Source organism: Ruoffia sp. FAM 20857 (assembly GCF_045528645.1).
GTDB classification, from domain to species: domain Bacteria; phylum Bacillota; class Bacilli; order Lactobacillales; family Aerococcaceae; genus Ruoffia; species Ruoffia halotolerans.
Map to the genome: position 1 here is coordinate 64,842 of NZ_JBGQRB010000003.1, position 20,579 is coordinate 85,420.

At 37.9% G+C, this 20,579-nt stretch carries 19 protein-coding genes and 1 pseudogene; 6 read left to right on the forward strand and 14 right to left on the reverse strand.

Annotation, left to right across the window (positions count from 1 at the left end; translation table 11 throughout):
• Positions 1-14: 14 nt before the first annotated feature.
• The gene (locus ACEN4N_RS01545) at positions 15-1,568 is read right to left on the reverse strand and encodes a LysM peptidoglycan-binding domain-containing protein (RefSeq protein ID WP_407089285.1); all 1,554 of its coding nucleotides are present in this window, start codon (positions 1,566-1,568) and stop codon (positions 15-17) included.
• Positions 1,569-1,743: 175 nt separating this feature from the next.
• Positions 1,744-2,217: a peptidoglycan amidohydrolase family protein gene (locus ACEN4N_RS01550; protein ID WP_407093556.1), complete on the reverse strand. Its 474-nt coding sequence runs from the start codon at positions 2,215-2,217 to the stop codon at positions 1,744-1,746.
• Positions 2,218-2,477: 260 nt separating this feature from the next.
• Between ACEN4N_RS01550 and ACEN4N_RS01555 the strand changes: the two genes are divergently transcribed.
• Positions 2,478-3,308, forward strand: a complete 831-nt coding sequence (locus ACEN4N_RS01555) for a hypothetical protein (RefSeq protein WP_407093557.1) — start codon at positions 2,478-2,480, stop codon at positions 3,306-3,308.
• Between the two features lie 43 nt (positions 3,309-3,351).
• Here the strand turns inward: ACEN4N_RS01555 and galU are convergent, their stop codons facing one another.
• Entirely contained in the window at positions 3,352-4,251 is a 900-nt protein-coding gene (gene galU, locus ACEN4N_RS01560) for a UTP--glucose-1-phosphate uridylyltransferase GalU (protein WP_407093558.1), read from the reverse strand.
• Between the two features lie 165 nt (positions 4,252-4,416).
• Here galU and ACEN4N_RS01565 point away from each other — a divergent pair, with 165 nt between their 5' ends.
• Positions 4,417-5,739 carry a nucleotide sugar dehydrogenase gene (locus ACEN4N_RS01565; protein WP_407093559.1) on the forward strand — a complete coding sequence of 441 codons (1,323 nt, stop codon included), beginning with the start codon at positions 4,417-4,419 and terminating at the stop codon, positions 5,737-5,739.
• A gap of 231 nt (positions 5,740-5,970) precedes the next feature.
• Positions 5,971-6,849 (forward strand): YsnF/AvaK domain-containing protein, encoded by an 879-nt coding sequence (locus tag ACEN4N_RS01570; RefSeq protein ID WP_407093560.1) that lies wholly within the window; start codon positions 5,971-5,973, stop codon positions 6,847-6,849.
• Positions 6,850-7,332: 483 nt separating this feature from the next.
• Here ACEN4N_RS01570 and ACEN4N_RS01575 read toward each other — a convergent pair whose 3' ends face one another.
• From ACEN4N_RS01575 to ACEN4N_RS01615, 9 genes and pseudogenes are all read right to left on the reverse strand, one after another.
• Positions 7,333-7,698 carry a DUF956 family protein gene (locus tag ACEN4N_RS01575; RefSeq protein ID WP_407089278.1) on the reverse strand — a complete coding sequence of 122 codons (366 nt, stop codon included), beginning with the start codon at positions 7,696-7,698 and terminating at the stop codon, positions 7,333-7,335.
• Positions 7,699-7,704: 6 nt separating this feature from the next.
• Positions 7,705-8,655: a PTS system mannose/fructose/sorbose family transporter subunit IID gene (locus tag ACEN4N_RS01580; protein ID WP_407089277.1), complete on the reverse strand. Its 951-nt coding sequence runs from the start codon at positions 8,653-8,655 to the stop codon at positions 7,705-7,707.
• 15 nt (positions 8,656-8,670) lie between these two features.
• Positions 8,671-9,480 (reverse strand): PTS mannose/fructose/sorbose transporter subunit IIC, encoded by an 810-nt coding sequence (locus ACEN4N_RS01585; protein ID WP_407093561.1) that lies wholly within the window; start codon positions 9,478-9,480, stop codon positions 8,671-8,673.
• A gap of 17 nt (positions 9,481-9,497) precedes the next feature.
• Positions 9,498-10,472, reverse strand: a complete 975-nt coding sequence (locus ACEN4N_RS01590) for a mannose/fructose/sorbose PTS transporter subunit IIA (RefSeq protein ID WP_407093562.1) — start codon at positions 10,470-10,472, stop codon at positions 9,498-9,500.
• 256 nt (positions 10,473-10,728) lie between these two features.
• A pseudogene (locus ACEN4N_RS01595) lies at positions 10,729-11,817 on the reverse strand (glycoside hydrolase family 1 protein); the annotation flags it as partial.
• A gap of 79 nt (positions 11,818-11,896) precedes the next feature.
• Entirely contained in the window at positions 11,897-12,055 is a 159-nt protein-coding gene (locus ACEN4N_RS01600; protein ID WP_407089273.1) for a hypothetical protein, read from the reverse strand.
• Between the two features lie 276 nt (positions 12,056-12,331).
• Positions 12,332-14,515 (reverse strand): glucose PTS transporter subunit IIA, encoded by a 2,184-nt coding sequence (locus ACEN4N_RS01605; RefSeq protein WP_407093563.1) that lies wholly within the window; start codon positions 14,513-14,515, stop codon positions 12,332-12,334.
• Between the two features lie 239 nt (positions 14,516-14,754).
• Positions 14,755-15,819 carry an acyltransferase family protein gene (locus tag ACEN4N_RS01610; protein ID WP_407093564.1) on the reverse strand — a complete coding sequence of 355 codons (1,065 nt, stop codon included), beginning with the start codon at positions 15,817-15,819 and terminating at the stop codon, positions 14,755-14,757.
• A gap of 73 nt (positions 15,820-15,892) precedes the next feature.
• Complete coding sequence (locus ACEN4N_RS01615) at positions 15,893-16,480, reverse strand: YdcF family protein (RefSeq protein WP_407090945.1); 588 nt, start codon at positions 16,478-16,480, stop codon at positions 15,893-15,895.
• 136 nt (positions 16,481-16,616) lie between these two features.
• On the opposite strand from ACEN4N_RS01615, the gene ACEN4N_RS01620 reads away from it, so the two are divergent.
• Together ACEN4N_RS01620 and ACEN4N_RS01625 are read left to right on the forward strand one after the other, a co-directional pair.
• The gene (locus ACEN4N_RS01620; RefSeq protein ID WP_138404881.1) at positions 16,617-17,228 is read left to right on the forward strand and encodes a DUF2179 domain-containing protein; all 612 of its coding nucleotides are present in this window, start codon (positions 16,617-16,619) and stop codon (positions 17,226-17,228) included.
• 22 nt (positions 17,229-17,250) lie between these two features.
• Positions 17,251-18,108 carry a fructosamine kinase family protein gene (locus ACEN4N_RS01625; protein WP_407090944.1) on the forward strand — a complete coding sequence of 286 codons (858 nt, stop codon included), beginning with the start codon at positions 17,251-17,253 and terminating at the stop codon, positions 18,106-18,108.
• A 44-nt stretch (positions 18,109-18,152) separates the two neighbouring features.
• Here the strand turns inward: ACEN4N_RS01625 and ACEN4N_RS01630 are convergent, their stop codons facing one another.
• Both ACEN4N_RS01630 and ACEN4N_RS01635 read right to left on the reverse strand, forming a co-directional pair.
• Complete coding sequence (locus ACEN4N_RS01630; RefSeq protein WP_338487665.1) at positions 18,153-18,326, reverse strand: tautomerase family protein; 174 nt, start codon at positions 18,324-18,326, stop codon at positions 18,153-18,155.
• 220 nt (positions 18,327-18,546) lie between these two features.
• The gene (locus ACEN4N_RS01635) at positions 18,547-19,785 is read right to left on the reverse strand and encodes a mechanosensitive ion channel (RefSeq protein ID WP_407090943.1); all 1,239 of its coding nucleotides are present in this window, start codon (positions 19,783-19,785) and stop codon (positions 18,547-18,549) included.
• A gap of 253 nt (positions 19,786-20,038) precedes the next feature.
• Here ACEN4N_RS01635 and ACEN4N_RS01640 point away from each other — a divergent pair.
• On the forward strand, positions 20,039-20,579 hold a 541-nt coding region (locus ACEN4N_RS01640), incomplete at its 3' end, for a transposase (RefSeq protein ID WP_407093565.1).

Below are 20,579 nucleotides of genomic sequence, written 5' to 3' on the forward strand. Positions count from 1 at the left end.
TATGATTCATTGTATTACTCAGCAGATTCTTCAGTTGTTGATTCGTCCGCAGCAGCTTCCTCCGTAGATTCTTCAAAAGTTTCTGACACTTCTCCAGATTCAACAGGTTCAATACTGTTTGTTGTTTCATTATCTGTTCCAGTTGGATTTGATACGATTAACGTACCGTTAACAATCGTTACTGTCTCAGGAATACCGTTCCACTCACGTAATTCTTCTAAAGTAATTTCGTATAATTCAGCCACTTGTTCTAAAGTTTGGCCAGGCTCTACTTCATGAGTTTCTGGACGTGGATCTGATACAACAATCATGTCGCCTTCAACGACTTCGTTTGATTCTAATTCATTCCATTCCATAATTAATTGCTCAGTCGTGTTGTAATCCATTGCGATTGTATAAAGGTTTTCACCTTCCGCAACTTCATGCACTTCTGGAATTAATGCAGGGTTAGAAACAAATAGTTCTGTCCCAACTAATAGACTATCATCTTCTAAATTGTTCCAGTTACGTAAACTGTCAGCTGAAATGCTATATTGCTCAGCAATACGCCATACGTTGTCACCTGTTTGAACAACATGTGTTTCTGGACGTGCTGCTTCTGGTAAATCAGCTAAGTTAATTGTTCCAGTTTCGTCATCAGTTGCTTCTTCATCTTCGCTAGAAGCATCAGATTCTTGTGATGATTCTTCTGTATCCGTTGGAGTTTCTGTCGGTGTTTCTGGTGTTGGCTCAGGTGTTGTTTGAACTGGTCCACCTGTTGGCACCACGTAAATGACGTCTCCAACATCTAACCAGTCAGATGTTAAACCGTTCCACGCACGTAGTTCGTCAACGGTTACACCATATGTTAAAGCGATACTTGATAAGATATCACCTGATTGAACAATATGGGCACCATTTTGTGCATTTGCTTGTGTCCATGCTGGAGGTGCTTGATAATCAACCGGTCCGTTAGGTACTGAAATTTTATTTCCCGCGATTAGCCAGTCAGTTCCAAGACCGTTCATAGCCATTAATTCTGAAACGCTCACACCGTAAACGGCTGCGATACCTGATAATGTGTCTCCAGATTGGATTGTATACGAATTATCATAGCTTTGACCGTAATCATAGCCATAGTCATAATCGTAAGCTGGTGTTGCATTTGAAGGACCATAAAGGACAAGTTGGTCACCAACGTCTATCCAAGTACTTGTTAAGCCATTCCATGCCATTAATTGATCAACTGTCACACCGTACATATAAGCGATACTTTCTAAGTATTCGCCTGCTGATACTGTATGGACACCTGATTGAGCTCCAGTATAGTAACCACCGTTGTCAGTTACGCCACTACCTGATGCCGGAATAGATAAAGTCATTCCAACATCAATCCACTCACTCGTTAGGCCGTTTGCTGCCATAATATCGCCCGCTGTGACACCATATTGTCTTGCGATTCCCCATAGCCACTCACCGTTTTGGACAGTGTGTGTAGATTGAGCTATTGCCGTTGAAACTGGTGCTAACGCAATAGCGGATAATAATAGTAAAGATTTTCCTAATCTTTTAATTTTATTTAATTTCATGTCACTACGCTCCTTCTTGTTCTAATAAGACACTTCAATACCATTCTATCATCAAATTTCTAATCAATAAAGAAATTACAACCGTTTTACAAACTTGTAATTATAAAGAAACAGTTCTTATCCCTTTTATTCGTAAATTTCTCATAATTCGTTTATTTTCATTAAAAAGTTCAACTCATCTAACAAAAACTGTTTTTCCTGAAATATATTTCCTCGGTTTAAAATCTGTATCAATCGGTTCCGCTAAACGGTACCATTTAACTGAACGATTGGACCAACCATGATTGGTAGTCCGAATGATGCCATCAGCATCTTCAATACAATATATAACATTATGAAAGTCCAAAGCAACACCTGTATAGGCATGTTCAGATAGGTGTTTTCGCTTAAAACCAGCGATAAAGATATCGCCAGCTTGGATTTCATTTCGTTTGATTTCGTGTAATAAGACATTATCTAATTGAAGTAGTAAAGACATCGAACCAAGTCCCGAGCCATAAGGTAAGAACCCCCCCGCTATGAGTGCGCTAAACATAGCACTGGCACTATCGTAACTATCTGGTCCGCAGCGCTTTTCTTTAGAATTTGCATAAGTGACTTTTCCTTCATGATCTAAATACCATTGTATAACTGCTATACGACTAGCCAAAGCTTTACCTCCTTACTTCGTTTTTTAATACTTTTATAATAACATGAATTAAGTTAGTTACCACGGATTTACTATTCACCCGTATTATAATGCCATAAGAATATTATCTTATTCTACTTTGAAAGCGGTCTATTTTTATTTACATTAACTTTACATATTCTTTACATAAATTTTATTGATAAAGCATTAAAATATGCTATATTTATTTTGTTATCTATTATTTTTATAAAGATTTATTACTTCGAAAGGAACCTTTTTAAATGATTCATTTCATGCCTCAAAACGAGTCTGACTTTCCTATTAACTATTATTTGGAGAAAGCGACTGAATTAGATCATAGTGCCCTCAGTCAATTAGAAATTATATATGTAATGACGATTCGTCACTTAAACTCCACCTTTGGAAGTTTAATCATAGACCGAAGTGGTCAGTTTTATAAAAGTAAATGGTCTACAACCCGTTTAACAGAAGAGTTTTTCTCAACATTTGGTTATAACTATCAAAGATGGTCACAATTTCTAAAGTCTACATTCAATCGACCAAGAACGATTTTTCCATATGTAAATAAAAATATGGTGTTTATTCGTCTAAGAAATCCTGAAAATAAACATTCTGACTGGGTAAATATCACATTAATAAATGATTTACATATCCAGACACAAAAAGACGATCCAGTTAAAATCCAGACGATTCAATTTATGTTTGACTTGGCTAACTATTCAAAACTAACTATTTCACTTAACAATCGGCTATCACTAGTAATGTCACAAATCGGCTACGCTTTTCAGCTCGTAAACTTTTGGTATGATTTCCAAGTCGAGATGAATGAAAAGGATTTAATCTTTGAACCCACTCAATTACAAACCTATATTGGTAATCCTGCTTTCAAGATTTTCACCAAGACACGCGTCCCTTACAAAGACCGTTTGAAAGCTAGGATAGATTTGGCTCAATTCATAAAATACAATCAAATACACGACTACTTAAAATCCACAACTCAGCGAAAGCATGAGACTTATCGTACTCGCTTGTCTTTTGCACACATGCATCAACAATTATTTAAACCTTCTATTAGAAATAAAATTAGATAGAAAAATAGCTAACTTTCTTGTCTGAAAGTTAGCTATTTATTGATTACTCGTTACTGTCCTCAGCTTCTAATTTATCACTTAATTGGATAATGTATTCAGAGAATTCTTCAGCAGTTTCCGGATGCTCTAAGCCATATTCAAGACTCATCTTCATATAGCCAACCTTATTTCCAACGTCATAGCGTTTCCCTTCAACTTTTTTTGCAAAGACTCTTTGCGTTTTATTTAGTTGATCAATGGCGTCAGTCAATTGCAATTCATCGTCGACACCGGGTGCTATCTTTTCTAATATATCGAAAATTTCAGGTGTTAGAATGTAACGTCCCGCGATAGCTAAGTTACTTGGTGCTTCTTCGGCTGCTGGTTTTTCAACAAAGCGAGACACACTGTAAACTGTATCGTCTTTATCGTCTTGGCGGTCCACTTTGATCATGCCGTATTTGGACGTTAATTCGTCTGGCACTTCCACGACTGCTAAGTTCGCTGATCTATTTTTGTCATATAAATCCATCAATTGCTTCGTCACTGGTACTTCACTATGCATAATGTTGTCGCCTAACATCACGACAAATGGCTCATCATTAACAAAGGCACGTGCGTGTCCGATAGCATCTCCTAGTCCTTTTGGATAGGATTGACGCACAAAGAATAAGTTTTCTTTTGTGGTATCTTTGACAATTTTTAATAAAGCGTCTTTTCCTTTGCTTTCTAAATTGTCTTCTAACTCAGGATTTGAATCGAAATGATCCTCAATTGAACGTTTATGTTTACCAGTAATGATTAAAACTTCTTCAATCCCAGAAGCAAAGGCTTCTTCAACAATAAATTGAATAATGGGTTTATCGACAATCGGTAATAATTCCTTCGGTTGTGCTTTTGTCGCTGGCAGAAAGCCCGTTCCATAACCGGCTGCGGGAATGACTGCTTTACGAATTTTCGACATATTCAAACCTCCTCTTTCTCATACAGATATAGTATATCTAATTTGATTTTAGTTTACCACCGGTTCGGTGGTGTTTATATAATTTTATATAGAAGTACAGATAACTCAACAATCAAATCATTTTCTGTTATAATATCCAAGATATAATGAATAGAGGAGAAACACATGGAGATATATAACAAATTACTAAATAAAGAAGCAAAGCTAGCTGTGATTGGCTTAGGCTATGTTGGTATGCCCATCGCAATTTCTTTCGCAAAACAAATTGATACAATTGGGTATGATTACAATCCTAAGAAAATCGAACTTTATAAAGAAGGCGTGGACCCAACTAAAGAAGTTGGTGATGACGCGATTAAAGAAACGGATTTAGAATTTACGAATGATGCTGCTAAATTAAAAGAGGCTTGTTTCTTAATCGTCTCAGTTCCGACACCGATAAATCATGACAAAACGCCTGATTTAACGCCTGTGACAAGTGCAACCCGCACGATTGGACACAACCTTTCTAAAGGGTCTATCGTCGTTTATGAGTCAACTGTGTACCCTGGCGTGACTGAAGATGTCTGTATTCCAATTCTTGAAGAAGAGTCTGGTTTAACACATGGTGTGGATTTTGTTGTTGGATACTCACCTGAGCGAATTAATCCAGGAGATAAGGTCCATACACTTGAAACCATTACAAAAATCGTCTCATCATCGATTCCAGAGTATTTAGATGAAATCGGAAAAGTGTATGAGATCGTTGTTAAAGCGGGTGTGCATAAAGCCCCTAGTATTAAAGTCGCTGAAGCTGCGAAAGTGGTTGAGAATTCACAACGCGATATTAATATTGCTTTTATGAACGAATTAGCTCTTGCTTTTGACCGTATGGGTATTGATTCTAAAGACGTGATAGATGCTATGAATACAAAATGGAACGCCCTAGGTTTCACCCCTGGACTAGTCGGTGGACACTGTATTGGCGTAGACCCTTATTACTTTGTATATCAAGCTGAGAACTTAGGCTACCACAGTCAAATTATTTCAAATGGTCGTCAAATTAATGATGGCATGGGTGAATTTATTGCCGATAAACTAATTAAAGAATTAATCCGTACGGGTAAAACACCGATTGATTCTAACGTAGTTATCCTTGGTTTAACGTTTAAAGAACACACTCCGGATACACGTAATTCAAAAGTGAATGACATTATTATACGCCTCCGTGAATATGATATTAACCCTACAATTGTAGATCCATGGGCGAGCGCGGAAGATGCTCAAGCTGAGTATGGTGTATCATTAACTGATTTAGCTGACGTTAAGGATGCTGACGCCATTCTTTTAGCTGTTGGACATGATAAATTCAAAGCTCTTTCTTTTGAAGAAATCACTGCCCTTTTTAATCAAGATTTAGCAAATGATAAACGCATCATTTTAGATGTGAAAAGTATCTTAAATAAAGAAGATTTTACTGAAGCTGGCTACAGTTTCTGGCGCTTATAATAATATTAAAATCCAGTGCATTTTGCGCTGGTTTTTTTTTTGCATTTTTCCAAATTTTATAATTGTGTTCTCTGGTATGTTCGTCTTATTCATTATTTTTATATAGATAAATTGATATATTATCAAGCAAAACAATATCACTTTATTGAGTCGTTTCACTTTATATTTACATCATTTTTGTTTTATACTTAATGCATAGAACAGTTTAAAAAATAGAAAGGAAGTTGTTTTATGGTTAAGAAATACGTTTATGGGGTTTACCCTACAGTCGTTGAAGCAGAAGATGCAGTCGCACATGTTATTAATCAAGGCGTTCCTCGCGATAGCGTCGCTCTAGTTGGATCGCAAGCACATGCATATGATGGCGAAGCAGAATTTATCTCTTATGGTGAATTGTTGGACGAGCAACATGAAGACAATCGTGGATTCTTTGCAAAATTATTTGGCTGGGACGATGACGACAACGATGAAGAATTTGAAAACGTTGATTTAACACAATACGAAGACTCATTAAGTCGCGATGAACTATTAGTGTTAGTTGACCAAGAATTTGAAAGTCAACTTCCTGCCTTTAATATAACTGAAACACGTGAAGTAAGAACAGATGACTATGTTTCTGATACGACGGCAACTGATACAGTCAATACTGAAACTGCAGCATTCTCTGGAGCAGTAGGAACATCAGCTGGTTTATCAGAAGATACACCTGAAACGACTGAACCAGATCATGATTACGACGATGTGAATGTTGAAGATAACGACTATGAACCACATATTGTTGGTGAAGAAACTCATATCGAAGCTCATGGTGAGCCAGTCGGAGAATTCGCTCCTGACGCTGATACAGAAACTGATACTGAAGCAGAACGTATTCGCCTACATGAAGAACAAGTACATGCTGAAGTACGTAAAAAAGACATAGGTGATGTGTCAATTACTAAAGAAGTCGTTGAAGACACTGAAACGATTGAAGCTCCAGTTGAGCGCGAAGAGATTCATATTCGCCACTCAGCACCATCGGACACGACCGAAAGTGTTGCTGACGGAGATGCTTTCCAAGAAGAAGAAATCGTTATTCCAGTTTCAGAGGAAGAAGTTGTTGTAGACTAAGAAACAGTAGCTACTGACGAAGTTGAAGTTGAGAAAACAACTCATACTGACCGTGAAACTGTAACGGAAACAACGCGTCATGAAGAATTAGAAGTCGATGACGAAACTGGTCGAGCCAATGACGAAGATACTAGACTATAATAGATTATTTGAAGCAATTCAAAATGATTGTCGAGGGGCTCAATGCTCCTCGGCTTTTTTTTTGAGTAAATGTAGACCAGTGTGGCATCGAGCGCTCCAATCTTTTTCGAATACATGTTTGTGAATTTATACTGGACGTATGAACGTGGGCACTCAAAGACATACCCCTTTCATTCGTGGACTCAGGTTATTTCTGTGATTTTAATCGTAGACAGAGTAGTAAAAAGTTAAAGATTTTACAGATAATCCGTCATGAGTGGATATTTTTAGTGGAATGAACAAAAAAGAACTTATCCTACAACAACTTCTTAAAGCGAGTTGCTACAGAACAAGTTCCTTTATTTATTTCTTGAATTGGCCTAATACTTTACTGATATTACTTTTACTCGCTTGAAAAACGTCGCGTTCAAGATACTTGCGCATGTATTTCAAAGTATCTTTCGCATCATTGACCACAAACTCAAATAATTGTCCCTCATCAGTCGCGATTGTAAATCCGCGGACATAACACCCGCCGAATAACATTTGCACGAAGATATTTTCAACAGAGGTCCAAGGAATTTGAATAAAGCCTGGACCTTTTTCTGAGCGAAACTCAATGCCCTTCTCACCCATTAAAAATATACCAGATTTGGGAATAATTGGATTCAACATTGCGTTGGCACGTGTAGTATATTCCACCGTTGCATTTAAAAAATCAACTGACATTTAAAATTAACCCATAATTCCAACAGAATATAATGCAATACCTAGAACAAAGATTCCTCCAATAATTGCGATTGGGCTTACTTTCTTGCGGAGTAGCCAGATACATGCGAATGTTAGAATTAGTGGCATAAGTCCTGGTAATAGTTCATTTAATACATCATTCAAGGTCATCGTCGTTTCAGTCGCGACGTTCGCTCCTGATTGGACTTGTAAAATGAGATCCCGAATCGTGTCAACGGACAAAGCATTGCTGTTCGCTTGGTCCGTCAATGCTTGGAAATCGACCATTGTATCCTGGCTATTTTCCACTTGAGATAGCACTAAGGGGAAGTTCATAGTTGTCCATCTTGGCACTAACACTCCCATAATAAACATTCCTAGAATTGATGCCCCTTGAGTGATTTTTTGTAAAATACCTCCACTCAAGTCTTTCGTGATTTCATTCCCTGATCTATAACCTAATTCTTGTGTGTACCATAAGAATAGGATACGGATAATATTCCACGCTAGGAAGAAAATAATTGGTCCAAAAATACTCTCAGATAATGCCAGTGATGCCGCAAAAGCACCTAATACTGGTCTTAATGTTCCCCAGAATACCGGGTCTCCCACTCCCGCCAGAGGTCCCATCATCCCAACTTTCACACCTTGAATTGCTTGGTCATCAATGTCTGTTCCGTTTGCTTTTTCTTCTTCTAAAGCAAGTACGACCCCAGCAATTGGCGCTTGTAAGTACGGATGAGTATTAATGAATTCTAAGTGACGTTGAAGTGCAGCACTTCTATCTTCTTTTGTTGTATATAATTTTCGAATCGCAGGAATTAAGGCGTATACCCAACCAACGTTATGCATCCGCTCAAAGTTCCAACTTGCTTGTATAAAAGTCATTCGCCATGACACGCGCATCCGATCCGCTTTTGTTAATGTTATACGTTCTTTTCTTACTTCTTCAGTCATTTTATACCCTCCTATCTAATAATCTTCTAAAATGTCATCTAAAGCAGCTTCGACTGAATTTCCACCACCGCCACCACCTGAATTAGCGTTAAACTGTGGTGCAATTGAGATGTAAACTAAAGCGATACTTAAACCAATAATACCCATCGCAATTAAATTCAGTTCAGTAACTGCTGCTAAAGCAAATCCCATGAAGAAAAATGGCCATGAACTTTTCGACGCCATCATATTAATAACCATTGCATAACCTACCGCAACAATCATTCCACCGGCAACGTTTAGTCCACCAGTAATGACATCTGGAATTGCATTCAGTGCGTCTGTAACTGTTTGAGCTGAAACCATTAAAATTAAACCAGCTGGAATTGCTACACGTAAACCTTGTAACATTAAAGCCATGATATTGGCTGATGCTACACCATTAATATCTCCTTCTTCTGCTTTACGGTCAGCATAATGAGATAAACCTACCGCAACCGTTCTGATAAAGATAGTTAACACTTGCCCGGCAATTGCTAACGGAATCGCTACCGCAATCCCCTCACCCATTGAAGCTCCTTGGACTAAAACTAAAATCCCAGAAACAACGCCGGCTAAAGCCGCATCCGGTGCCATCGCTGCCCCAATATTCATCCAACCTAAGGCAATCAGTTGTAATTGCCCACCTAATAAGAGTCCTTCAGCTAGATTACCTGTAATAAGTCCGATTAACGTACATGTAATAATGGGCTGATGTAATTGGAACTCGTCCAGAACACTTTCAAACCCTGCAAAAAGTGCCACTATAATAATAAGGACAACTTGAATTAATGAAATGTCTGTCATTTTAAATCCTCCTCAATCTATATTAAATTTTCTTTCTTAAGTAGCCGTTCAAGATTTTGGGCTGAATCCGCCGGTACTTTACGTACATCGAATTTAACGCCTCGATCTTTTAGCTCCATAATTGTCTTCACGTCATCATCGTCAACGGAAACTGAGTTATTAATCATGACTTTTCCTTTTGTATGTGCCATGGATCCTAAGTTCACTTCATCAATGTCAATTCCTTGATTAATTGCTTCCAACACATCTTGTGGCGTTTCAAATAATAGAAGCGCTCTTGTACCACCAAATCGCGGATCTTCATTGATTTCTGCTAATTTAGCAATCGGAATAACGTTCGCCCGAATTCCTGGAGGCGCCGCTTGTTTAATTAACGTCTTACGCATCTCGTCATTGGCCACCTTATCTGATACAACAATGATTCGGGTTGGATTCACACTTTTTACCCAACCAGTTGCCACTTGTCCATGTAATAGACGAGTATCGACTCTCGCCAAGACGTATTTTATCTGACCGTCTCCAATCACCGTTCCTGGCTCTAATTGCGCTGCCCCGCCTGATTCAGAAACAACTCCCGCTTCTATCTCAGGGGTTAACTCATCGGGTCGAACGCGAATACCACTTTGCTCCTGACCAAGAATGTGTGTCGCAACTTCGTGTGCTTTCTCCGTTCCCATCCGTGTTCCTAAAGCTTCAAGTAACATCGGCAAATTCATTCCAGACACAATCGCAGCTCTTTCTGACATCTCCTCAAATAAAATATTCGCTTGATTAAACGGTGTCCCTCCCCAAAGGTCGACTAAGAATAAAATCTCTGCGTCTGAACTATATGACGAAATAGCTGTCTCCAACTTCGCTTTCAAATCTTCCGGCCCTTCCTCTGGCATAAAAGTCACAGTTTTAATCTGATCCTGCTCTCCAAAGATCATCTGTGCTGATTGTAATAGTCCTTCAGCAAACTTTCCATGACTCGCCAAAATAATACTTACCATCTTTCTTCCTCCTCTACTCAATAATGCATTTCATAGAAATTATACCACTCAGTATAAACGGTTACAAAGGTTAGCTAGTAAATTATGAATAATTATTCATAAAAGTTTGGTGGATTTTGCTTGGAAATAAGTGGGGTTGACTGGGTGGGCTGTTTAAATTGTGGAATCGAGCACTCAAATTGTTTTCGAACTTTCGTTTCCGTATTTTCCCATCAAAAAAGCCACCTACTCTAAAAAGTAGATAGCTTTCTTGAATTTATTTGTATAAACTTTCGCCGTTTGTCGAAATCACTTCTTTATACCAGTCAAATGACTTTTTCTTGTAACGGTTTAAAGTACCTGATCCGTCGTCATTGCGGTCAACGTATATGAAGCCGTAACGTTTACTCATTTCTGCTGTTGAAGCTGAGACTAAGTCGATACAGCCCCAAGTTGTGTAACCCATCAACTCAACACCGTCTTTGATTGCCTCACCAACTTGTTGTAAATGTTTCTCAAGGTAGTTGATTCGGTAATCATCTTCTACTGTCATCTCTCCGTCGGCACCTTCAACTAAAATATCCTTAGCACCTAAGCCGTTTTCTACGATGAATAGTGGTTTTTGGTAACGATCCCAGAAGTCGTTTAGCACAATGCGTAATCCAGTTGGGTCGATCTGCCATCCCCATTCAGAACTTTCTAAGTACGGGTTGTTAACACCACCGAGTAAGTTACCCACGCCGCTATCATATTCTTCAGGATTAGCAGCTATAGCGGTACTCATATAGTAACTAAAGGAGATGAAATCCACTGTGTTTTCCTTTAATAATTCTGCATCACCTTCCGCAAACTCAATCTCGATCCCTTTTTCTTTGAAGAGACGTTTAGCGTAACCAGGATATTCGCCGCGAACGTGAATATCTGAGAATAAATAATTACTATTCTCAAAGTGACGCGCTGATAGGACATCTTCTGGGTTCGGTGTCATTGGATAAGCTGGCATCGCGAGTACCATACAACCAATCTGGAAGTCTGGATTAATTTCATGACCAATCTTAGTTGCTAAGGCACTCGCCACTAATTCATGATGCACTGCTTGATATAGATCCTGCTCAGATAAGTCTTCTTTCGGTGTATTTATTCCACCACTCATAAACGGTGTATGAAGCACTGAGTTAATCTCGTTGAATGTTAACCAGTATTTTACTTTATCTTTATAACGGTTGAATACAGTTGTAACATAACGTTCATAGAAGTCGATTAAATCACGATTAGCCCAACCATTATAAGTGCGCGCTAAGTGAAGTGGCGTTTCATAATGAGATAAAGTAATTAACGGTTCAATTCCATATTTTAGACATTCATTAACTCCTCTTTTTAAATTAAAACGAATTGCTTAAATGCATTATATAAATCGTCATCTTCAGGAGCACCTGCCACGTAATCTAATCAGACATGGCTGTAATGCCATCACCGCCTCTTCCCATTGCCACAACTTTTTCCTCCAACAAGATATCCAACGCCGTCTGTTTATTAATTCCAGTTAAAGCAATATCTCCAAATGAAGCTTTTTCCAGGTTATGAACTTGATATAGATGCACCACATAAGAATCCTTCTGGAAATTTATAACGACCCGATCCTTTCTTCCTTAAGTAATTTAAATACTTGAAATATTTAAGCTATAACCTTTGATTAGTGTGCTTTATTTAATAGAAGCGGAAGAATAGGATTGAGTTGTTCCTGTTATTTGCCTTAGCTGGATGAATGAATTTAAATTCTTCCTGTTAAACGCTATCATCCCTAACAAGGCAAAGAAACCGCTAGTACCTTTTCCGATACTAGCGGTTTCTTTTTAAACTTTAGTTATTAATTCCAATCATTAATCAATTGTAATTAACTCGTCACCTGCGTTAACTGTTTCTAACTCAGAAGCAGAGACATCGTTATAGTTTGCTGTGTTTGTTACAACAACAGGTGTAATTGTTGAGTAACCAGCTTCTTTAATTAGATCGATATCGAATTCAACTAATTTTTGTCCAATAGTTACTTCTTCGTCTGCATCAACTAACACATTGAAGCCTTTACCATCTAAATTAACTGTATCAAGACCGATGTGAATTAAGATTTCAGCGCCAGCTTCAGTTTGTAAACCAATCGCATGACCTGTTGGGAATACAGTAACAACTTTACCATTAACTGGTGATACAACTTCACCAATTGTTGGCTCAATTGCTGCCCCTTTACCTAATGCTTCACTTGCAAAAGCTGCATCTGGAACATCTGTTAAAGCAACCACACGACCTGTTAATGGACTTGCGATTCCTTCAACTGTTTGTTCAGTTTCTTCTTTTGCTGGAGTTGCTTTTGGCTCTTCATCCACAACTACTTCTGCTTCTTGAGAAGTAGCTTCAGTGACTTGAATTTCACCTTTGTTAACACGGTTAATATAATCTTCTAAGTCAGTCGCAATTCCACCAACTTGAGTACCATAGATAACTTGTACAGATTTACCACTTACAGTAACTCCAGCAGCTCCTGTACGACGTAATTGTGCTTGATTCACTTGCTCACCATCTTCAACTGTTACACGTAGACGTGTTGCACAGTTAGTAAAGCTAGCTAAGTTGTCTTGTCCACCAAGACCTTCTAAAATTTGTTGTGAGCGTAACTCATCTTCAGTTAATTCACCTGTAGATGAAGTGGTTGTTGTTTTAGCCGTTTGACCAATACCATGCTCTTCACGATACTCATCTTTACTACGTAAACGAGTTTCTTCTTCATCGTCTTCACGACCGGGTGTTTTTAAGTCGAATTTCGTAATCGCCCAGCGGAATAGGAAGTAGTAAACTAGACCCCAAATAATTGAATAAATCGCTAAGATAATCCAGTTAGTTCTCTCATTACCCGGTAACATACCGTATAAGAAGAAGTCTAGGAAACCAGCAGAGAAGGTAAACCCAACCCCGATATTTAATAATTCAACAATAACAACCGATAGACCTGCTAATACCGCATTCACTCCGAAGTATAATACAGGTGAGGCGAATAGAATTGCGAATTCAATCGGCTCTGTAATACCTGTTACGAACGAAGTTAATGAACTTGAGAATAAGAGTCCCTTAACATCATCTTTACGTTCAGGTTTAGCTGTATGGTACATTGCTAATGCTGCAGCTGGGAAACCAACTAACATCATTGGGAATGCGAATGAGAAGTATTTAGCCGCTCCTGGACTAATAACATCACCATTTTGTAATTGAGCGAAGACAATGTTTTGCGCTCCGTTAACTACTTCACCAGCAACCTCAATAGAACCACCCATAGCTGTTTGCCAGAATGGTAAGTAGAACACGTGGTGTAAACCGAATGGAATTAATGCACGGTATACGTAACCGTAGAAGAACCCACCAATTGGACCAGATCCTGCGATTGTCTCACCTAACCAAGCAATTCCTCCACCGATGAATGGCCAAACGAAGGCTAAGATTGCACCAACGATTAAAGCAGCAACGGTTGAGATAATTGGAACAAAGTGAGTTCCCGCGAAGAATGATAAAGCATCTGGGAATTTAACACGGTAGAATTTGTTGTGTAAGTAAGCAACAACTAAACCGATAATAATCCCACCGAATACTCCTGTATTCAATGTTTCTTCAAAACCTAAGACTGAACCAACTAAACCGTTGATCTCTTTTAACGACTCAATGTCACCAAAGTTTGCCAACGTACTAGTAATTGATTGATACATGACTAAGTAACCAATAACGGCTGAAAGTGCCGCAACCTCTTTACGGGCAGTAGCTAAACTACTCGACACCGCAATTGCGAATAACAATGCCAGATTTCCAAAAATAATGTCTCCAACATCAGTCAAGATACTTAAGATCCCGTTAAGGATTGTACCTTCGCCTAGAATACTTTCTAAGCCCCACTGTGCAATAAATGCGTCCCCAGTAATGGTTGCACCAATACCAAGAAACAGACCAGCTACCGGTAATAAAGCGATCGGTAACATGAAAGATCTACCTAATGTTTGCATTAGGTTAAAGAATTTTCCGTTCATAAAAAATGATTCCCCTTTCGAAATATTTACAAAGATAGATAAAACCGTACCAATTATACCATTTTTAATATTATGTACAACTGTTAATGTAATGATATTTCATTGAAAATGCTACTTTTTTTGTAAATAAAATGTGATTACGGAGAGGTCAGATGATTTTTTACTTACTTTTAGCGAATTCAATCGAAAATATGGAATTAACAGCAAAAATCATCAGATAACCCAAAAACACATCGGATTTATGAATTCGATGTGCTCTGAGTTAAATCTATTTTATTGTTTGGTTTGTTATTGCCTTTAAATTTGAAACGCAGTTTCTTTAGCCAATTTTGCATCGGTTCCAAATAAAAGCGGTTGAGTGGCATATATAACAGAAGTGAAAAGACAACTGCGAATAATGTAATCAATACAACGCGAATGGGAAGTGAGTGAATCTGAAGCTCGGGAAAGACGAACAGTAATAGTCCGTATACATTAATACCTAGGGCATGTAATAGGTATATCTGATCTGAATAATCTCCTAGCTTCGCGATGACTGTCTCTTCTCCCTTATATCGGTTTAAGAATGCGATCACTAAGTAAATCGTTGGAATAAATAATAATTCAATATATTCTCCTTGGTAGAAAAAGCCAAAAGTAACAACATAGACAAATATCCAACCCATTAAGACACGCCAGTTATATTTCCAGTAATCCCCTTGCACCCCTACATAATAGCCGATACTTGTATACATTAAGGCTTTTGGGAAGCCTCCGTAACGTAATATATCAGTTAACAGACCATTTTGAAGACAGTAAAGTGACACAAGATATAAGACAAATACACTTAAGATTAAGATTCTTGGTGAGTTGATTATCTTATTTAAGCCATACAGGCACGAGATACCTAGAAAGCTCGCCCATAAGTACCATAGATGGTAAGATCCAATCGTTCCTTGCGCAAATTGTCGCCACGTTTTAGAACGGAAGATGATCATCACAGCATCTATGACAGGCTCTTCATACAGCCAAGCTTCGAGGCCTGCCATGAGCAAAGACACCACGTAATAAAATAATGAAATAGAAATAAATAAACGCAAAACACTGCCTGCGTACTTTAACATATATTCATTTGTTCGGCTTGACAATATATAACCTGTAATTGCGAAGAACAAAGGTACAGCGTAATTAAATATAGCGCGAGGCCATTGTAGTTCAATCAAAGGTTTATTATATGCTGAATCGATAAATGCAAATACATGAATGAGTACTACTCCAATAGCAGCAACAAACTTCACCTTATCAATATTGTAATTTTTTGACATGTAATCCCCCTATTCAATTTTTTAGAAAATACATAATACCGCTTCTAGATTCTAAAGTCTAAAGAAATGACTATTAATCTAAATCCAAGAAGTGATATAAGCCAAATAGGTAACCATAATATTTGTAAATTTCACGACGCCCTGCACTGCGAAGACCAGGTGTATCAAGATAAGTAATGACTTCACCCTCGTTCGTATAGACGTAAGCTGAAATATAAGTTAGATCAAAGTCATAATGACGGTTTACTCGCTCATAAATCATGCGTGTCCGTCTCGTATGGTAATCAGATGTGACGACCAAAGCAGAGTTCCAACCATTTTCTTCCATTAAATTTAATGTATTTACTGCATTTGTGTAAGTACTTGTTGCTTCATTTTCAGCGATAATCTGATCTTCTCTCACACCTGCATTTTGATAGTGAGGTAAAAGATTTAAGTTCTCTCCATAAAGAGGTGAGACAATAATTCGGTCGGATAGTGAATAACCATCGAGTAATAGTCGGCCAGCTTGATCTTCGCGCCCATCTCCACCTTCAGGGACAATAATCACATCGCTGGCTACAGGGGTGTCTCCAACATCTAAATTGAAGTAGAGCCATACAGCATGCCAAGACCAAAACAATACAATCAGAACTGCTAATTGCTTTAACCTTTTCTTCATAGTTTTACCTCTTTTCAAATGATAACTTATTTTATCATAACCTATAAATATAGCTACAAACAGCGAGTTAATTTACATAAAATTTAATTTACTGTAACATTTACTTTAGAGATTATTAAAAGGAGGCCTTTGATTTATGAACTGGCTTGTATTAGGACAAATTTTTGCCATCAACTTAGTTTATATTATGCTAAACACGATTCGAACATTACTGACGATGCGAGGTTACCGGAACCTTGCTCCGATCTTAGCTATTATCGAAATAACGATTTACACACTCGGCTTGTCAATGGTGATGTCATACATTGAGGAAAACATCATGTACCTCATCTTTTACGCTTTAGGTTTTGGCGTTGGGATATACTTAGGTATGTTAGTAGAGAACCGGATTGCTTTAGGTTATTCAGTAATGCAAGTATTCACAGAAGACGACAACCATGTGTTGGCAGATTCTTTAAGGGAACGTGGCTATGGGGTGACAATTCAACCTGGTTACGGACGGAATGGAAACCGGTTAGTCTTAACGATTCTCACGCCACGTTCTACTGAGAAAGCTTTGCGTAACACAATTAATGAACTAAACCCGAACGCATTTTTCATCTCATATGATGCAAAATACATTCACGGAGGCTTCTGGACGAAACATATTAGCCCACCACAAATCATTGAAGAAAACTTTGAACAAGACCAAAAAGAAGGCTTTGAAACGCCAGATGAGGTTATCACTAAAAATGAATATATTGAATAATCAAGAAGGAGGCGCTTATTCAATGAGTCATAACTGGAAAGATGTATTACCTATCGATTCAATTCAAGAAATCATCCCTGTATCAGGAGGCGATGTAAACCAAGCCTTTCGAGTGGAAACAAATTCTAAACCTTACTTCTTACTCGTCCAAGCGGGGCGCAGTGCAGACTTTTATACAGGTGAGATTGCAGGCTTAGAAGAAATGGCTAAAGCTGGAATCACTGTACCGCAAGTGATTGATTCAGGTGAAAACCAAGGTGATGCTTATTTATTACTTAGCTACCTCGAGGAAGGTCAAAATGGGAGTCAACGTGAATTAGGAAGAATGGTTGCCCAATTGCATCAGTATCACTCTGATGACGGCTTATACGGCTTTGACGCTCCTTATGCAGGAGCTGACATTCAATTCGATAATTCATGGACTGATTCTTGGCTTGAGCTTTTCGTCGAAAGACGGATGGACAAACTTCACAGGCTACTTGTGGATAACAATAAATGGAATCAACGTCAAAGCGATACTTATCAACAAGTAAGACAAATTATGGTGAATGAGTTAACTCGACACAAAAGTGACCCGTCATTATTGCATGGTGACTTATGGGCAGGTAACTATATGTTCTTGTCTGACGGTAGTCCTGCTTTATTTGACCCCGCTTCTATGTACGGTGACCGCGAATTTGATTTGGGTGCGACTAAAGTATTTGGTGGCTTTAATTCTGACTTCTACGCTACTTATGATGAAGCTTACCCACTTTCTGAAGGTTCAGAATTACGCATCGAGTTCTACCGCCTTTACTTATTAATGGTTCATCTACACAAATTTGGTGCAACCTATGAATCATCTGTTGATCAATCGATGAGCATCATATTGAATGCATAAAAATACCCCTTGAGACCTGAAGTTCTCAAGGGGCATTTGTGTCTTTAGTAGTCTTTTCCACTGTAAAAGTCTTCTTTAGCCATATCTTCAAAGATGACGCTAATCGCTTCCTTATTCGCATAGCCTTGCTCAATCATCGATTCAATGATTGCTTTTGCTAAAGTTTCTTTCTGTTCTGGTGTGCGTCCTTCTTTAGATTGAATTCGTACAAAAGGCATTCTAATCCCTCCATTGTTGTTTTAGTTTATTATACTCTTTTAGGACAGTTTTGTGCAAAAGATAGTGTTGGTAAGTTTAAATTTAGGAATTTGTTTAGATTCTTCCAGTTAAACACTTCAGCTGGAAGAATTTTTTTATATTTCTCCAGTTGAACATCCTACTACACTATTTTGCACAAAAAAGAAGCCGACTAAAGTTTAGCCGACTTCTATCAATAGTTTAAATTGTATGGTTGTTATTATCTTCAGCTTTGTCAATCTCTTCGTCAATGGCTTTATCCGCTTTGTTTAATTGGCGAGCCGCAAAGTCGCGTCCACCTAAACCAAAGGCTAACGCTACTGCTAGACCAGCTGCACCAAGGATAATAATGAATCCAGCATTAACAATTGTTTGAGCGATATGTAATTGTTCTAAGATCATGAATGCTCCTAAAATGATAATCGCGTAACGGATGACTTCACCAAATAACTTGTTACCAGTTGCTTTTGAAATAAAGTTAGCTAAGATGTTTCCACCGATTAATGCAACTGCTAAGATGATAATCGCGCTTAATACTAATGGGATGTAAGCAATGATTGCTGCACCAATGGTATTAAGAACTTCTAAGTTTAATACAGAAATTGCTTCAACTAAGAAGAATAACATCAACACACCTTTAACAACTGCTGCTGTAATGTTTGAAATTTTAACGTCAGAAACTTCTGAACGGAAGTTTAAGTAACGTGAGTATTTATCAACACCTGTTGTTGCTAGTAAGTTTTCAATTAAGTCACCTAATAATTTCGCTACAACACCACCAATAATTAGTAATACAGCAGCTGTAATGATATTAGGAATAGCACTTAAGATTTGATTTAGTACTGCTACAATCGGTTCTGAAATTGATTGAATACCTAATGTTTCAAGTGCTACAGTTAAAATTGGGATAAAGATTAACACATAAACAACTGTCGCAAGTACTTCTGCAATCTGACCTTCATTGACATCAGCACCTGTTGTACTACCCGTTAGTTTTGCATACCATTTATCAATGTTTAAACTTAATAATAGGTTGCGAACAAGCTTTTTAACGAACTTACAGAAGTAAGCACCAGCGACTAGAATAACAATCGCTGTTAAAATGTTCGGAATATAGCTAAAGAATTTATTAAACATGTTCACGATTGGGTCCATAACGCCACCCACATTTAAACCGTTTAAAATTCCAGGTAAGAAGAATAACAATGTCGCAAAGTAAACGATTGATCCAACCGTTTCAGTATACTGCTGACCTTCCTCTTCTGTCTTAGCCATGCCCCATGATTGTGTACGGCGACTAAAACCAACCTTCTCTAGTCCTTTAATTGTTAGACGTTTAAGTCCCCAAGCAAGAATTAGAGCTAAAACTAATAGTAATAGTGTTCCGATAATTCCTGGTAACATTGCGCCAAGTGTCGCAAAGAATGATGAAAAATCCATATAATTTCCTCCTAAAATTTTTCTAATTTATATTACTAGTATATCATCTGACATCATATTGTAAAATGATATACCTCGTATAATGATAAGTATTCATTTTACTTCAAACAAAAAAAGTTACTTTGTTATATAAATATAACAAAGTAACTTTCCTTATTCGAGAGTGTAAAATATCTTGTGTAAATAGAAAAAAGGAAGCCCCTTCTGTAGAATAGAGTTACCACACTACATTCACAGAAAAGAGGACTTCCCTATGAACAATCTTACTACAGATATCTTACAGACTCTAGCCACAAAAGGTGATTTAAACGAATGTTTTCGTTCTCATCTAGAATTGGCCGTAAATACACTCTTAAGAACGGAATTGACCGTCTTTTTAGATTATGAGAAGTATGAGCGGATTGGTTTCCATTCAGGTAACTCTCGCAATGGCACCTATGACCGTAAGGTCAAAACAGAATATGGTGAACTTAAGCTACAGATTCCACGTGATCGTAATGGTGAATTTAAACAACAGACGCTTCCTGCATATAAAAGAACCAATGAGACGTTGGAAGAAACGATTATTCATCTCTTTCGAAAAGGGATCACGATGTCTGAAATTGCCGATTTGATCGAGAAAATGTATGGTCATCATTATACGCCGCAGACGATGTCCAACATGACAAAAGTCTTTTCTGAAGAAGTCGCTGCTTTTAAAAAACGTCCACTAAATGATCATTATGCCGCTATTTATCTGGACGCTACCTACATTCCCTTGAAACGTAAAACAGTAGATAAAGAAGCGATTCATA